The following is a 16,000-nucleotide window of genomic DNA, read 5'->3' as shown; positions in this document are numbered from 1 at the left end:
CGGGACCCCCGGCAAAACGCCGGCTGGGAGGGTCGCCACATTGGCCATCGACGCCGGCGGAACCTTCATGAAAGGCGGCGTGCTGGAGAACAGGATCCTTCTGGCCGAGCCGTATCTGGAGCAGCCTTCACGCTCGGAATCGGATGCCGAAAGCTTCATCGCCCATTTCGCCAGCCTGATCATCCGGCTTGCCGGAGCATACATGAAGGGAAGCGGCACCCCGGAGCACGATGTGACGTTTCGCATCGGGACGGCTTTTCCGGGCCCCTTCGATTATGATCACGGCATCAGCCGCATCCGGGGGCTGGGCAAATACGAGCAGTTGTACGGCGTGCCCGTAGGTCAGCTGCTCAAGAAGGAGCTTCGCCGCCGCGCCGGGCTGCCGGGCAGCGCCCCATGGATGCGGACACTCGCGGAAGCAGACATTGCCTTCGGCAACGATGCCGTCCTGTTCGGCATGGGCGCCGCCAAGCGCTACCCCGGCGAGCGGCTGCTCTGCCTGACCTTGGGCACCGGTCTCGGCTCGGTCTTCATGGACCGGGGCCGGACGGTCAGCGGCTCGGACGGCGTGCCCGAGAGCGGCATGCTGTATGCCGAGACGTACGAGGGCGCGCCGGTCGACGGCCAGTTTGGCAGGCGCGGCGTGCTGGCGCTGGCGGACGCGCTTCAGGCCCGGCGGCAAGGCGCTGATGTCATCGACCTTGCCGCCGCGGCCGCCCGGGGCGAGGCCGCCGCCCTCCGGGTCTGGCGCACCTACGGCGAGCGGCTCGGACGGATGCTGCGCCCGTATGCCGCCAGCTTTAAGCCGGACCGCCTGATCCTGGGCGGCCAGATTGCCAAAAGCCTGCCGCTCTTCGGCGCTTCCCTTACGGACGCGCTGCTGCCGGTACGGCTGCCCGTGCTGTATGAAGACGATCTGCTGCGGCTGGTCTTTTACGGAGCCGACATGCTTTTTGACTAATACGGATCCTTTTTCCCTACATCGGCTTTCGCTGGAAGGCCAATACAACTCTCCCCTTAAGGAGGATATACGATGACACTAGAACAACAGTTAAAACAGGCCGACGCGCCGCTGCCCGCCCGTAAATGGACGATTTACGCCATTCACCATTCCCACACCGACCTCGGCTATACCGATCGTCAAGAGAAGATCGAGCAGTACCATGTCGATTTCATCCGCCAGGCGCTGCGGATCGCCAATGCCGCTCATACAGGTGCCAAACCCGAATGGAAAGGCTTCCGCTGGACGTGCGAAACGTTCTGGGCAGTGGAGCAGTTTCTGAAGGCGGCTTCGCCCGAGGAGCAAAAATCGTTTGCCGAAGCCGTCCTCCGCGGCGACCTCGAGCTGTCCGGCACCTATCTGAACATGACGGAGCTGCCGGACGAACAGCTGCTCAGCAGCCTTCACAGCAAAGCCCAAGCCTACGCCGCCTCCATTGGCAGCCGTGTGGACAGCGCCATGACCGCAGATATCAACGGGTACGGCTGGGGGTATGCCGACAGCCTGCTGAACCATGAAATCGAGCATTTGTTCAGCTGTATCCATACGCATCACGGCATGTACGCCCTTGGCCGCAAGCAGGCTCCTTTCTGGTGGGAAACGCGCGACGGCCGCCGCCTTCTCGTCTGGAACGGGGAGCATTATATGATCGGCAACGAGCTGGGCCTGTGCCCTGGAGCGCTCGGCAAATATATGATCCGCGACGAGTTCAATCACCAGCTGGTGGAACCGGAAGCGATCCATGACGCCATCGCCACGGTCCGCATCCGCCGGTACTTGGCGCAGCTGGAAGCCGAGCAGTACCCGTATGCGTTCGTCCCCGTCATGCTCTCGGGACTCGGCACCGATAACGGCGCGCCGAACAGCCGGATCATCGAATGGATCCAGGCCTGGAACGAGCAGCACGGCGATCGGATTACGATCGAAATGACCAGCCTGAGCGGCTTTTTTGCCCGCCTGAAGCAGGAAAATCTGGCCGAACTGCCCGTCCACCGGGGAGACTGGCCGGACTGGTGGACGGACGGCGTCAGCTCTACACCGATGCATACCCAGGTCTTCCGGGATGCCCAGCGGACGCTCCGCAAGGCGGTCAAGCTGGACCCTGAAGCAAGCGTATTGAGCCGGGCCGAGATCGATGAGACTGAGGAAGCGCTGGCGCTGTATGCCGAGCATACGTGGGGCTACCATTCCTCCATTTATGAACCGTGGCATAAAAACGTCCAGCTGCTGGAGGTCCGCAAGCTGGCGCACGCCGCCGAAGCAAGCCGCCGGGCCTACCGCGCCTTGGACAAGGTGCTGCTGCAGCAGGGCAGTGCCACGCTGTACCCGGATCGGCCGTACCGGTTCCGGGTCAGCAATCTGGCCGGGCGCGAAGTGACAGAGCTCGTCACGCTCCAGCTGGACGGCTGGGAGCCCGGCGCCCTGCGCGAAGGCGTCGAAGTCGTGCGGGAGGATACCGGCGAAGTGCTGCCGCAGCAGTCCGTCCATCCGCACACCATCGTCACCGAGCTCAAGCTGCAGGCGCAGGAAACCTGCTTCCTGCTTCTGCGCCCGCTGGCTCAGGGACGGCAGCAGGGCACGACGACGACCAACACCCGCCTGATCGGAGCAGACCAGGTATACGACATGGACGACATGTTCCAGGGGACTTCCGGCGCTGCCGGCCATCCGCCGATCCGCATGACCCGGAACGGCCTGGAATCCCCGTTCGTCCGTCTGGCCTGGTCCGACAGCGGCATTCATTCCTGGTTCAACAAGGAACTGGACACCGAGATGCTGCGCAGCGGCAATCCGTACGGTGCGTTCACACCGATCTACGAAGTTACCCGGCCGGCGGATGAGACGGACGCCTCCCAGGTATGGAGCACCCGGGCACGGATGGGCCGCAATCGCAAGGGGCTCCACGCCGAGCGCTCCGCCGGGCGCATTACATCGGTGCGCACCATGGAGAACGGACCGCTTTATGCAACGGTAGAAATCACGTACCAGTTGAACGGCTTGTCTTACTTCGCCTTGTTCCTGCGGGTCCATGCCAACCGGAACCGGGTCGACGTGTCGGCCCGCTTCCATAAAGACAGCGTCTGGAGCCCGGAGAACGTCTACCTCTCGCTTCCTTTTACAAGCGGGGACACCTTGCGGGATACGCTGTATGCGGATAAACCGGGAGGCTTGGTGCGTCCGTGGAAGGACCAGATTCCCGGGACCTGCCTCGATTATGCCTGCGTCCAGGAAGGCATTGCCTGGCAGGATGACCGAAGCTCGCTGCTGCTGGCTTCGCCGGATACGCCGCTCATGCAATGGGGCCCGCTGGAGTACGGCACAAGACGCCTCCACACCCAGCAAGCGGAGGACGAGAAGCCGGAATCGTACGCCTGGCTGATGACCAACTATTGGGAGACCAATTTTAAAGCGACACTCGGCGGCTTTTACGAATTTCAATACCATGTCAGCTCGGAGCCGGCGCTGCCGGAGGATGAGCTTGCGGCGGCTATCCGGGCGCTGCACGAACCGTTTGTTGTGTGCCGGATGCGTCCGGAAGGCGTGTAAGCGGCCAACAAGGCGCAATATTTGAAGGACGTCCATCGACGCCAGATTCAAAGAAGACAGACCGTATTTAGCGGAGGTTTTTCTTCCATATAAGAAAGATCACTCTCTGGAGCTTATACATTCTTATATCTACAAAAGGAGCTGTCCCTCATGGGACGGCTCCTTTCTTGTTTGTTCTTCCGCCCATGCCAAAATGTACACACCGATCCGGCGGAACTGCGGCAAACCAGCGCTGCAACTTCGCCCTTCTTCTTCGCTCTTTAAGTCCGCACCATCCCCTTCTTCCCTTTCTCTATGCACTTTAGCTCGTCACGAACAATCCCCTTTCTCCCCCACACTTATACAGCAAAATAATGCTATTCCCCGCCAACTCTCTTTAGCAGTATTTTCTTCTTCCCCCTTCAATATTTAATTTGTTATTATTTTGTTATATAAATAACACTAATTTTTATTGTGATTAGTATAATAGAAGACAATAAATAACAAATGAGTACATTTAAAAAACGCATTCAAAAAGCTATAATAGCAATGCAAACGCTAACATATTCGAAATGGGGAGAGTAGAAATGAAAAAGAAATCTGTTACGTTGTTAGGATTTGTTATGATCCTGATGCTTTCCATGTCCCTGTCCGCCTGCGGATCAAGCGGCGGCAGTGATGATTCGGCCAGCAGCGGAGGAGGCACGGACACCACCGGCACTTCGTCCGGCGGATCTACCGGAAGCGGAACCGAGCTGTCAGGCAAAATCACCTTTTTGACCAACCGCACCGACATGATCGGCAAAGAGTATGACGATTATGTAAAGCGCTTTAACGAGAAATACCCGAATATCAAAGTGGAATTCGAGGGTTCGCAAACCGATTATAACCAGCAGGCCAAAGTGAGAATGGCCGGCGATGAGCTTCCGGACGTCATGTTTATCCCGACGATTCCGAACTCCGACCTGCCGAAGTATTTTGCTCCGCTTGACGATCTCGGGCTGGATGACAAGATTACGTTTAAAGACTTCAGATCTTATGAAGGCAAAGTATACGGGATCACAACAGGCAACTCCACATCCGGTATCGTGTACAACAAAAAAGCGTTCGCCGATGCAGGCATTACGGAAATCCCGAAAACTTGGGACGAGTTCCTGGCGGCTTGTGAAAAGCTGAAGCAAAAGGGCATCGTGCCGCTGGCTTCCAACTTCAAGGATAAGTGGCCGCTGAACAACTGGGTGTATGACCTGCCGCGGCTGATCGAGAACAATGCGGACTTCCCGAACGCGAAGCTGAACACGGACACGCCGTTCACGATGGACAACGGTTACGGCAAGGCGTTCAGCCTGATCCGTGAACTGAATGAAAAAGGCTACCTGGAGAAGGACATCAACTCCACCAACTGGGAGCAGTCCAAGAAGGATGTGGCATCCGGCAAGTTCGCCATGTACTTCCTTGGCAACTGGGTCATCAATCAAGTCGTCGGTGCAGGAACGACTTCGGACAACGTCGGCTTCTTCCCGCTGCCGTATGACAACTCCGGCACGCTGCGCGCCGCCCTTAGCCCTGACTTCTTCTATGCCGTATCCAAAAACAGCAAAAACGTTGATGCTGCCAAAGCTTTCGTGAAGTGGATGATCGAAGATTCCGGTTACGAAGATTTCGCCGGATTCATCCCGCCGCTGAAAGACAAAGAGTCCAAGTTGGCTCAGCTGAAAGAATTCCAGGCTACCGGCGTGGAGCTTCAGGAAGGCACACCGGACGACGCGACGGTTACCGACATCCTCAATAAAGCCCAGATCGATTTGCCGGCCATGGTTCAGGAATTCGTCCTTGCCAAGGATCCGCAAAGCGTCCTGGATAAATGGAACAAGGCGTGGGCCAAAGCCAAGAAAGACCTCGGCAAATAACGCCTGCTTACAGAAATAGCTCGGCAAAGTGGATTATCCGCCTTAGGAGGTAATCCGCTTTGCTGTCGGCTTGCATCCAAGAAACGCCTATAAGCTTGCAGAAAGAAGGTATAGCATGTTCGGAACGCTCTCGTACCGCAAACAGAAGACGATCATTATCGTCTCTTTTTTACTGATTCCTTTAATTCTACTAGCCACCTTCACCTACTACCCGGCGATCAAGCTGATCTATTACAGCTTTACGAACTGGGACGGCTACAGCCCGGAGAAGCCTTGGGTCGGCCTGGACAATTACCGGGAAGTGTTCTCCAATTCGGATATTTTCAAAGTGTTTGAGCACAATTTCGCTTACTTTGCGATGGGGATCGTCCAGAATATCATCGCCATTTACTTTGCTGTCGTCCTGAACAGCCGGCTGCGCGGCCGGAACGTGTTCCGGATTCTGCTGTTTCTGCCTTACATCATGAACGGCGTGGCGGTCGCTTTTATGTTCGGATACGTGTTTGACACGACCAACGGCTCGCTGAACCTGTTCCTCTCCAGCCTTGGACTGAAGCATCTTGGCGAAACGAGCTGGCTTGGCACGGAAGGGCTTGTCAACTATGCGCTGGCCTCTACCGGACTGTGGCGCTTTATGGGCTACAACATGGTCATTTACATCGCTTCCCTTCAGGCCATTCCGAAGGATATTTACGAAGCGGCGAAAATCGACGGTGCCGGCTCTTTGCAGACCCTGTGGAAAATCACGCTGCCGAACATGAAGCCGGTCATTCAGCTGAACCTGTTCCTGACCGTGACGGGCGCGCTCGAAGTGTTCGATCTTCCGTTTGTGCTGACCAAAGGCGGACCTGCCGGAGCGAGCCAGACCTACGTGCAGCGCGTCGTGGAAACGGCCTTCGCCTACAACAACTATGGATTGGCCTCGGCGATGAGCGTCATCTTATTGTTCTTTGTGGTCATCGTACTGGCCGTTCAGCAGCTTGTGCTCAGCAGAGGAGGAAATAAATAATGCATTCGTCCAAATTCCGGATCCAGGATCTGATTAAATACTTGACCCTGCTCATCGGGGTATTCGTCGTCCTGTTCCCTCCCTATGTCGTCATCATTAACGCATTCAAATCGAGGGATGAATTTAACAGCAGCAGCTCAATGTCGCTGCCCCATAACTTTTTGAATTTCGAAAATTTCAAGGTCGTGTTCGAGCGCGGCGGCCTGCTCAGCGGGTTCGGCAACATTCTGATCATTATCGTCGTCTCGCTCGCGCTGAACATTTTGTTCGGCACGATGGTCGCTTATGTCCTGGGCCGGTTCGATTTCAAACTGAAACCGATCGTGTTCGGGGCGTATCTTGTCGCTACCATCATCCCGAGCATCACGACACAGGTTGCCACATTCGGCATTATCAAAAGCCTCGGGCTGTACAACACGATGGGTGCCCCGATCGTCCTGTACATCGGAGCCGACGTGATCCAGATCATTCTATACCTGCAGTTCATCCGCAACATCCCTTATGACCTGGATGAAAACGCCATGGTGGAAGGCGCATCCCTGTTCAAAATTTACCGTTCGATCATTTTCCCGCTGCTGACACCGGCCACGGCAACGCTCATTATTCTGAAAACGATCAGCATTTATAACGATATGTACATTCCGTATTTATACATGCCGAAGCAGAGCCTCGGCGTCGTTACCACTGTACTGATGCGGTTCCAGGGCGTCAACACGGCCGATTGGAACCTCATCTGCGCCGCGATTCTGGTCATCCTTTTGCCTACGGTCATATTGTACTTTTTCCTGCAGCGTTATATCTTTGAAGGAGTAACCAGCGGAGCGGTTAAATAAGACAAGCATCAGGGAGTGGACTATCGGTTATGAGTACTGCAATCGGCCGCATCATTCGCAGGGGATGGCTCTTTCTGGCTAATCTGTCATTGGAGAAAAAGCTGATTCTCGTATTTGTCTTTCTGTTATCGCTGCCCATCACTTATGTCAGCTACCTGTCGGCAAGGTCCACGTTCAATTCCGTGCTGCAGAACGCCACCAACAACGCGGGACAGATGGCCGACAACGCCTCCGATACGATCGACCGGTACGTGGACGACCTGAAGCGCTACACGGCGCTTCCCCTGTATAACAAGGATGTGCAGTACTATCTCGGACAGGAACACACCGACTGGTACAAGAACGAGAGTATGGGCATGTTTCTCAGCTATCTGAGCCATACCAAAAAAGACGTCGTGGCCGTCTACCTCGTTGACCGGTATGATCATATTTTTTATGACAAGAACGGGAACATCAACGATCTGTCGGCCGAAAATCAGCTTCCCGGCTGGAAGAAGCTCTTAGGCGAGGCGGGCGGAGCCCGTCCGATCCTGGAAGGCCGCCACCCGATCACGGTCAACGGCAGCAGTACGATGGATGTCATCAGCGTGCTGCGGACCATTAACTCGGCCAGCTCGCTCCAATATCTCGGCATCATCGTCCTGGATATCGATATCCGCCTGTTTCAAGGCATCGTCGAGCCAATGGATCGGGTGACCCAGGGCAGCTCGCTCATTATGGATGAGCAAGGACAGTTGGTGTACGCCAGCGGTGATGCGAATTCGGTTCAGGATCGGCTGTCCGCGCTGATGACGGCGGCCAAGGGTCAGAAGGATGGCCATTTTGAATCGACGATACACGGAACCCGTTATCTGACCGTCTACTACACGTCGGATCAGACCGGATGGACGACGTCCGTCACGATTCCGCTGTCCAAAATTTTGTACAAGGTCCAGCAGAACAGCCGGGCGCTGATGGTTACGACCTTAATCCTGCTGGCGATCGCCCTGTTCGTCGCAACCTTCTTCTCTCACGCCTTGACCAAACCGCTGAAATCCATGGTTCGGCTGATGCGCAAAGTTCAGCACGGCAACCTCGACGTATGGATTTCGCCTAAATACAATGATGAGATCGGCATGCTGGGCAGCCATTTCAACCGGATGATTTTGCGGGTCAAAGACCTGCTCACCGAAATCAAGCTGACGGAAAAACGCAAGCAGACCGCCGACATGAGGGCGCTGCAGAGCCAGATCAACCCTCATTTTATTTACAATACGCTCGAGTCCATCCGCATGCTGGCCGAGAGCAACGACGATCCGCGCGTCGCCAAGCTGACCTACCTGCTGGGAAACCAGATGAGGTATTCCATCGTCCGCAGCGGGGACCCGGTGACCATCCGGCAGGAGCTGGAGCATGTCCGTAACTATTTCGACCTGCTGGCCATCCGTTTCCCGGATAAATTCCGGCTCATCATGGATGTGCCTGAGCCCTACCTCGGCCTGTCGGTGCTCAAGCTCGTGTTCCAGCCGATTGTGGAAAATTCGGTCTTTCATGGGCTGGAGCGCAAGCCCGGACTCGGCACCATTACCATCACCGCTTCGCGCGAACAGGACCACGTCGTCTTCGTGATCGGCGATGATGGGGTCGGCATGGATGCCGATACCGTCCAGCAGCTGAACCGCAGCCTGAAGCACGGCGACGCGGGCGGTGCATTCGGCATCGGGCTGCATAATGTGGCCGAGCGGGTACGTCTGCATTACGGCGGCACCTGCGGTCTTGAAGTGGAGAGCGAGCCCGGGCACGGAACCCGGGTCATTGTGCGCATTAAGGAAGAACTCCCCGACGAAGACCAAGAGTAAACATCATTACAGCAAAGGCGGGAGAGAAATATGCTTCGAATTGTGATTGTGGACGATGAAGTTCTGATTCGCGAAGGCCTGTCGCGCATGATCGAAAAGGAAAGCGGCCTCTTCCGTGTGGTCGGGCAGTTTCCGGACGGCAAGGATGTACTGGACAGCCTTCCCGGCCTGGAGGTCGATGTGGTTATTACCGATATCCGGATGCCGGTTGTGGACGGTCTAGATCTGATCAAGCAGCTGAAGGCTGCCCGCCCGCACGTCCGTTCCATCCTGATGAGCGGTTTCACTGAATTTAACTATGCCAGGGAAGCGATCCGCGCTTCCGCGGTCGACTATCTGCTCAAGCCGATCAACAAAGAACAGCTGTTTGAGCTGTTGTACCAATTGGACGAGGAGCATCAGTCTTCGCTCGAGAAAGAAGCCTTGAGCCGCAAGCGGCTGCTTCATTCCTGCTTTCTGAGCGAGTCTCCCCTCCCCTATCTATCCGAGGATACCGGGCTGCCCCTGTCCTGTTATGCCACGTTCGTTCAGAAAGGCGGGTCGCTGGAAGCCGCAGCCGGGCGGATCCAGCAGCACCCGGAGCTCGTCTGTGACTGGATCTCGGTCCAGGAGCGAATGCTCGCCTGGGTCTTTTATTTTCCGGAAGCTCCGGGGCAAGAACAATTGGACCGGATCGCCCGTCTGCTGGGCGGCGCGGAGGAACCAAGCGAAGAGGAAACGGCGGTTCATATCGGATTCAGCCGCATCCACAACGGCACTGCCGAACTCAGAGCCTCCTATGAAGAAGCCATGCGAGCCTGCGACCTGGGCTTATACTCAGATTCGGCCCTATATTATGCCGCCGGTTATGCCGGGGAAGCTTTCGGAGACATCGTCGAAGCGGAGGATGCCGTCCGCGGCATGAACCTTGCCGAGCAGCTGCAGCTCCTCCATATTCCAGCCGTGCTGGAATGCGTCCGTCAGGGCTTTGAGCGGCTGAAAGAGCAGCGTGCAGGTACCGGGACGATCGTCCGTGTCTGCAGTCTGCTGGAGGATATGGCATGCCGGGAAGTGCAGGAGTACCGGGAGATCCGGGGCAAAGAAGCCCGCGCCCGGCTGGAGACGCAGCTGCGAGCCTGCATGAGCTTCTCCGGCATGGAAGAATGCTTTGTGGAGGTGTTCAGGTCGGCGCTGGAGAAAGTGTACGGACTGCGCAGCGAGATGGGCGGTAAAGCCGTAGAGATCGTCAAGCGCTGGATCGCCGAGCATTACAGCGAGCATGCCGAGCTGAACACCCTGGCGGCCATGGTGTATCTGACACCGAGCTACCTCAGCAAGCTGTTCAAACAGGAAACCGGTCTGACGCTGACCGAGTACATCACCGACGTACGACTGAAAAACGCCAAACGCCTTCTGCGAACCGAGACGAACATGAAGGTGCACCAAATCGGAGCGGAGGTAGGATATGCGGATCCCGCTTACTTTAATAAGCTGTTTAAGAAAGTGGTCGGCGTCACGCCAAATGAATATAAAAAGTGGAAATAGCCGCCAATAAACAAGCGCCCTGAATGATCAGGACGCTTGTTTGTTTTTAATATGTTCATACGGAAATCAGTTGAAGTCGGTTGAAAAAGCGAGATCTTTTTGCTGTTCCAATTCCGCCAGCCGCTCGGTAAGAGCTTTGTGAATCGTTGAATATGCGTCGCTGCCCAGAACGATTCTTTTAGGTGCCGGATTCCGGTCTACACTGTTAATCATCGCAGCAGCCATTTTGGCAGGGTCCCCTAGCGAGGGTGCCTTGGCTTCTTCGATAATCCGCCGCGCATGGATGGCCGGGGAGGCCTCATAAGCATCTATCTTTGGTGCCAGGGTAGAGCTTTGATACCGGAAGTTCGTCCTTGCACTGCCCGGCTCCACAATAGTGACGCCTATATTAAAAGGGGCAACTTCAGCCATGACGGATTCGGCAAACCCCTCAATTCCCCATTTGCTCGCATGATACAAAGAACTTCCCGGGAAAGCGGCCTGGCCGCCTACGGTCGACAGCTGGAGGATCCGCCCATAGCCTTGTTTCCGCAAGTGTGGAAGAGCCGCACGCACCACCTGGATGGATCCGATCAGGTTCGTTTCAAGCTGATGGCGTATCTGCTCATCTGTCAACTCCTCTGCTGCGCCGAAAAGGCCGTATCCCGCGTTGTTGACCACAACGTCAATGCTGCCTAGATCATGAAAAGCGTTGTCCACAACCCGGTGTATGGCGAGTGTATCGGTGACATCCAGCTTGGAAACCCATAATAGGTCGCCGTATTTTGCTTGCAAATCATTCACAGCCTCCATATTGCGGACCGTTCCCGCAACCCGTTCCCCGCGTTTCAAAAGCTGCTCCGTCATTTGACGTCCAAAGCCGCTGCTAATGCCGGTGATCAGCCAAGTACGATCATTCATTTCGAATCCTCTCCCACTCTCTTAGTATACGCCATTAGCTTTAATAACTAACTGGTTAGTTATAAATTACACCTATCGAACGATATTGTCAAATGGAAATGACTCATAGACTGATCCCGATACTATAATGCCGTTTCTTCGACGGAAGTTATGACCCCGCCCTGTTGAACCATGCCCGTTCCGGTTAAATACTATTGTAGTCATTTTGATGGGACGACAGGAGGGAATGATTATGTACAAAGATCTTGAAGGCAACACAGCCATTATTACCGGAGCTTCTTCCGGCATCGGACGGGCAATGGCGCTGAGGTTCGGTCGGGAAAAGATGAATGTGGTCATTAACTATCGCAGCGGGGAGCAGGAAGTGAATTCGATCATCCAGGAGATTGAACAAAGCGGCGGTCAAGCGATAGGCGTGTACGGCGATGTCACTCGTGAAGAGGATGTCAAAAAGCTGGTAGCCGCCGCGCATGAGCATTTCGGCTCGCTGGACGTCATGGTCAACAACGCGGGCATCGAAAACGAAGTTCCCTCGGAGGATTTGACGCTGGAGGACTGGCGCAAGGTGCTGGACGTGAATTTGACCGGGGCTTTCCTCGGCTGCCGCGAGGCGATCGATTACATGCTGGAACACGGGATCAAGGGACGGATCATCAACGTTTCGAGCGTGCACGAGATGATTCCGTGGCCCCATTTCGTGCATTATGCCGCGAGCAAGGGCGGGATCAAGATGATGACGGAGACGCTGGCGCTGGAATTTGCGCCGAAGGGAATCCGCGTCAACAGCCTCGGTCCCGGTGCGATCGATACGCCGATCAATGCCGCCAAGTTTTCCGATCCCGCCGCCAAAGCAAGCGTTGAGGCGCTGATCCCGCTCGGGTATATCGGCAAGCCGGAGGAAATCGCGGCTGCAGCCGCCTGGCTGGCCTCCTCCGAATCCAGTTATGTTACGGGCATTACCCTGTTTGCGGATGGCGGGATGACCAAATACCCCGCTTTTCAAGGGGGACACGGTTAATTCCCGTACAACCCATTTCATGCACGGACAGGAGGAATGCGCACATGAACGAAACCTGGTGGAAAGAAGCCGCCGTGTACGAGATTTATCCCGTCAGCTTCATGGATACCAATGGAGATGGCAAAGGCGACCTTCGCGGAATCATTTCCAAGCTGGATTATTTAAAGGACCTCGGGATCGATGTCATTTGGATCTGCCCGATTTACGAGTCTCCCGGCAAGGACAACGGATATGACATCAGCGACTACTACGCGATCAATCCTGAATTCGGCACGATGGAGGATTTCGATGATTTGCTGCAAGAAGCCCATGCCAGAGGAATGAAAATCATGATGGACCTCGTGCTGAACCATACCTCCGACCAGCATCCCTGGTTTAAGGAATCGAAATCGTCGACCGACAACCCCAAGCGAAGCTTTTATATTTGGCGCAAAGGGGTCAACGGCCTGTACCCGAACAACTGGGAGTCCTATTTCAGCGGCTCGGTGTGGGAGATGGATCCGGAGACGGACGAATACTATATGCATCTGTATTCTAAGCATCAGCCGGATTTGAACTGGAGAAACGAAGAAATGGTACATGAATTGTACCAAATGATCCGGTGGTGGCTGGAAAAAGGCGTGGACGGCTTCCGCTTTGATGCCATCGCCCACATCGTAAAGGCGAAAGGACTGCCGGATGCCGACAATCCCCAGCATCTCCCTGTCGTGAGGGCGTACCAGCTATTTTCCAACCTGGAAAAAGTCCATTTTATGCTCAAAAAGCTGAACGAGGAAGTGCTGATGGACTACGATATCATGACCGTCGGCGAAACCTCGGGACTCGGCCCGGAGCAGGCTTTGGAGTATGTGGGAGACCAGCGCCATGAGCTGAACATGGTGTTTCAGTTCGAACATATGACGCTGGACTCCGCCTCAAACGGCACCGGTAAGTGGGAATCCCGAGCGTGGACGCTGCTGGAGCTCAAAAAAGTGATGAGCCGTTGGCAGACTACACTGCATAACCAGGGCTGGAATGCGAACTACCTCGGCAATCATGATCAGCCCAGAGCCGTCTCAAGGTTCGGCAATGACAAGCAGTACCGCGTCCAATCAGCAAAAATGCTGGCGACCTTCATGCTCACCCTGGAAGGGACGCCATACATTTACCAAGGCGAAGAAATCGGGATGACCAATGCAGCCTTTGACCAAATCGGCGACTACCGGGACGTGGAAACCTTGAATTACTATGAGCAGTCCCATCTTCAAGGCAAGCCGATCGACCAGACGATGCAGGCCATCCAGGCGAAGAGCCGGGATAACGCCCGCACCCCGATGCAGTGGGACGACGGACCTCAAGCCGGCTTTACGACCGGCGAACCTTGGATCAAGGTTAACCCCAATTATACGGATGTAAACGTGGCTTCGGCGATAAAGGACCCGGATTCCATTTATCATTACTACAAGCGGATGCTCTCCCTGCGTAAGACCCATAAAGCGTTGATCTACGGAGAGTACAAGCTGCTGCTTCCATTGGATCCGGATCTCTATGTTTACACCCGTACGCTGGAGCAAGATACCATCCTGGTCATCCTTAACTTTTTTGATGATACGCCGATCATGGAATGGCCGAAAACGCTGCGGGGCATGTCGCGAGACCTGCTGATCAGCAATTACGATCTGCCGCCTGACGCGGAAGGAGACCGCATTGAGCTGCGCCCCTATGAAGCCAGAGTATACCGGTTGTCCTGACCGGGGTTTGGGAACAAAAAAAGGCACCCGCTGCAAGCCTTACGGCTGCAAACGGTGCCATTTCCTTGCTTCAATGATCTTTTCTCCGTGTTCTTTATACCCGTTAATCGTTCAACAAGGCCAGGTCAAGCTGGCGCAGGCGCGCCGGATCGGCAATCATTTCGATTTCGGTGATTTTATCATTCTTTACCGTAAATACGAGTACGAACAGGATTTGATCAAGCGGACCTATCACGGCGCCTACGGAACCGTTCACGAGCGCAGGCTGGGCGCCTTGGGCACGGCCGGCGAATTGCTTGGCCGCAGCTTGCGAACCATGAACAACCGGCGCGTTTGCGGCCGGCGGAAATGCCGGATCGTTTCGTGTCACCACATCCGGATCCAGGATAGAGAGAAGTTTCTCAAAATCTCCGGCGCGCGATGCAGCAAGGAATGCATCTACCAGCTCCTGTTTGCGCCTGAGCTCTTCTGCTCTCGAAGCCGATTCATCCCCCTTCACCCGTTGACGTGCACGGCTGGCAAGCTTTCTGGCTGCCGCCTCGTTTCTCCCCAGGATGGAAGCGATATCCGCGAAAGACATGCCGAAAATATCGTGCAGCACGAACGCGATTCGTTCGGCGGGACTTAATGTTCCCAAGACCACAAGCATGGCATTCCCCACAGCGTCGGCCATCAGCGCTTCATACTCCGGGTCGCTTCCGTCACGGAAGTGGGTAACCGGCTCTGGTGCACGATCTATCGTCAGATCTTCATGCCGTGATTTACGGGCTCGGAGCATATCCAAACAGACCCGCGAGACGATCGTCGTCATCCATCCCCCGATATTTTCCACGCTGCTCATATCCGAACGGCTAAGACGTATCCATGACTCCTGTACGGCGTCATCCGCCTCATTCTGTGATCCCAGTATTCGGTAAGCCACAAACTGAAGGTGATTCCGATGCGATTCGAATTGTTCTGCAAGCCCGTTGTGATTGTTCACGCGCCCCAACCTTTCCTTTTCCTTATTACTCATATGTCGTAAGAAATCTATCGGATGTGACCGAAATCGTAAAATAAATCGCAAAAAAATATATTAACTTTAACGGTCACGTTTACCTGCCAGCGAACGACATGGGTAGTGAAGGGAATCCCGCTGCCAAATAAAAGGTCCGTCGGTATCCCGGTAAAAAACATGTACAGGAGATGAGTGTTGTGAGCACGAGTTTAATCCCTTTTATTGAAATGAACGGTCAAGCAAATGAGGCCATCGATTTTTACGTCAAAGCGCTGGAAGCCAAGATTGTCTATGCACAGCGGCTGGGCGATTTACCGGAAAATCCGGAATCCCCGCTGCCGCCGGAGAAAAAAGACTGGATATCCTTTGCGGTCTTGGTCATCGGCGAATCGCAGCTCCAACTGTCCGACCTTGTTACCGGCAGCAGCTACCAGAAGGGCTCGCCAGTGACCATCGTTGTGCAAACCGATGACAAAGATCAGGCCGCACGATACTTTGACGCCTTGAAACAGGGCGGTCAAGTGAACACGCCGCTTGAAGCCAGCTTCTTCAGTCCCGCTTACGGCAATGTGACGGATCCATTCGGCATTACATTCCGGATTCTTGCCAAAGGACAGCAGTAATCCATGGGCACAGCTCTCCCTTTTCACCAAGGTTAACCAGTTTCAGGAAGAGCGTACCGTATAACAAATCATAAAATAACGCATCGAATCCG

Annotated in this window: 12 protein-coding genes; 10 read left to right on the top strand and 2 right to left on the bottom strand. The window is 55.1% G+C overall.

What is annotated here, in order from left to right; translation table 11 throughout:
* The first annotated feature begins 40 nt into the window (after positions 1-40).
* The 7 genes from C7820_RS20500 to C7820_RS20470 all read left to right on the top strand — a co-directional run bounded on the left by C7820_RS20500 (position 41) and on the right by C7820_RS20470 (position 10,640).
* A complete protein-coding gene (locus tag C7820_RS20500; protein ID WP_167372857.1) occupies positions 41-961 on the top strand; it encodes an ROK family protein in 921 nt (306 codons plus the stop codon).
* 72 nt (positions 962-1,033) lie between these two features.
* Entirely contained in the window at positions 1,034-3,547 is a 2,514-nt protein-coding gene (locus C7820_RS20495) for a glycoside hydrolase family 38 N-terminal domain-containing protein (protein ID WP_116232553.1), read from the top strand.
* Between the two features lie 566 nt (positions 3,548-4,113).
* Positions 4,114-5,436: an ABC transporter substrate-binding protein gene (locus C7820_RS20490; protein ID WP_076169141.1), complete on the top strand. Its 1,323-nt coding sequence runs from the start codon at positions 4,114-4,116 to the stop codon at positions 5,434-5,436.
* A 115-nt stretch (positions 5,437-5,551) separates the two neighbouring features.
* The gene (locus tag C7820_RS20485) at positions 5,552-6,445 is read left to right on the top strand and encodes a carbohydrate ABC transporter permease (RefSeq protein WP_076169143.1); all 894 of its coding nucleotides are present in this window, start codon (positions 5,552-5,554) and stop codon (positions 6,443-6,445) included.
* Positions 6,445-7,278, top strand: coding sequence for a carbohydrate ABC transporter permease (locus C7820_RS20480; RefSeq protein ID WP_076169145.1), 834 nt, complete (start codon positions 6,445-6,447; stop codon positions 7,276-7,278). The genes C7820_RS20485 and C7820_RS20480 overlap by 1 nt, the downstream gene beginning before the upstream one ends.
* A 29-nt stretch (positions 7,279-7,307) precedes the next feature.
* Positions 7,308-9,116 (top strand): cache domain-containing sensor histidine kinase, encoded by a 1,809-nt coding sequence (locus C7820_RS20475; RefSeq protein ID WP_116232552.1) that lies wholly within the window; start codon positions 7,308-7,310, stop codon positions 9,114-9,116.
* A gap of 30 nt (positions 9,117-9,146) precedes the next feature.
* A complete protein-coding gene (locus C7820_RS20470; RefSeq protein WP_089546231.1) occupies positions 9,147-10,640 on the top strand; it encodes a response regulator in 1,494 nt (497 codons plus the stop codon).
* 66 nt (positions 10,641-10,706) lie between these two features.
* On the opposite strand, the gene C7820_RS20465 is transcribed toward C7820_RS20470, so the two are convergent.
* The gene (locus tag C7820_RS20465; RefSeq protein WP_116232551.1) at positions 10,707-11,540 is read right to left on the bottom strand and encodes an SDR family oxidoreductase; all 834 of its coding nucleotides are present in this window, start codon (positions 11,538-11,540) and stop codon (positions 10,707-10,709) included.
* A 232-nt stretch (positions 11,541-11,772) separates the two neighbouring features.
* On the opposite strand from C7820_RS20465, the gene C7820_RS20460 reads away from it, so the two are divergent.
* Both C7820_RS20460 and C7820_RS20455 read left to right on the top strand, forming a co-directional pair.
* Positions 11,773-12,558 carry a glucose-1-dehydrogenase gene (locus C7820_RS20460; protein ID WP_089546227.1) on the top strand — a complete coding sequence of 262 codons (786 nt, stop codon included), beginning with the start codon at positions 11,773-11,775 and terminating at the stop codon, positions 12,556-12,558.
* A 44-nt stretch (positions 12,559-12,602) separates the two neighbouring features.
* A complete protein-coding gene (locus tag C7820_RS20455) occupies positions 12,603-14,288 on the top strand; it encodes a glycoside hydrolase family 13 protein (RefSeq protein WP_089546226.1) in 1,686 nt (561 codons plus the stop codon).
* A gap of 103 nt (positions 14,289-14,391) precedes the next feature.
* On the opposite strand, the gene C7820_RS20450 is transcribed toward C7820_RS20455, so the two are convergent.
* Complete coding sequence (locus C7820_RS20450; RefSeq protein WP_089550092.1) at positions 14,392-15,270, bottom strand: sigma-70 family RNA polymerase sigma factor; 879 nt, start codon at positions 15,268-15,270, stop codon at positions 14,392-14,394.
* A 212-nt stretch (positions 15,271-15,482) separates the two neighbouring features.
* Here C7820_RS20450 and C7820_RS20445 point away from each other — a divergent pair, with 212 nt between their 5' ends.
* A complete protein-coding gene (locus C7820_RS20445) occupies positions 15,483-15,908 on the top strand; it encodes a VOC family protein (protein ID WP_089546225.1) in 426 nt (141 codons plus the stop codon).
* Positions 15,909-16,000 lie beyond the last annotated feature (92 nt).

The organism is Paenibacillus sp. VMFN-D1 (assembly GCF_003386155.1).
GTDB classification, from domain to species: Bacteria; Bacillota; Bacilli; order Paenibacillales; family Paenibacillaceae; genus Paenibacillus_AQ; species Paenibacillus_AQ favisporus.
Note: the sequence above shows the minus strand (reverse complement) of the source record. Positions and strands in the feature narration are given on the sequence as shown.

Bases quoted from the DNA above. Each gene is read 5' to 3' on its own strand.
- C7820_RS20490 (WP_076169141.1), top strand. From the start codon at position 4,114: ATGAAAAAGAAATCTGTTACGTTGTTAGGATTTGTTATGATCCTGATG.
- C7820_RS20475 (WP_116232552.1), top strand. From the start codon at position 7,308: ATGAGTACTGCAATCGGCCGCATCATTCGCAGGGGATGGCTCTTTCTG.
- C7820_RS20485 (WP_076169143.1), top strand. From the start codon at position 5,552: ATGTTCGGAACGCTCTCGTACCGCAAACAGAAGACGATCATTATCGTC.
- C7820_RS20470 (WP_089546231.1), top strand. From the start codon at position 9,147: ATGCTTCGAATTGTGATTGTGGACGATGAAGTTCTGATTCGCGAAGGC.
- C7820_RS20455 (WP_089546226.1), top strand. From the start codon at position 12,603: ATGAACGAAACCTGGTGGAAAGAAGCCGCCGTGTACGAGATTTATCCC.
- C7820_RS20460 (WP_089546227.1), top strand. From the start codon at position 11,773: ATGTACAAAGATCTTGAAGGCAACACAGCCATTATTACCGGAGCTTCT.
- C7820_RS20465 (WP_116232551.1), bottom strand. From the start codon at position 11,540: ATGAATGATCGTACTTGGCTGATCACCGGCATTAGCAGCGGCTTTGGA.
- C7820_RS20495 (WP_116232553.1), top strand. From the start codon at position 1,034: ATGACACTAGAACAACAGTTAAAACAGGCCGACGCGCCGCTGCCCGCC.
- C7820_RS20480 (WP_076169145.1), top strand. From the start codon at position 6,445: ATGCATTCGTCCAAATTCCGGATCCAGGATCTGATTAAATACTTGACC.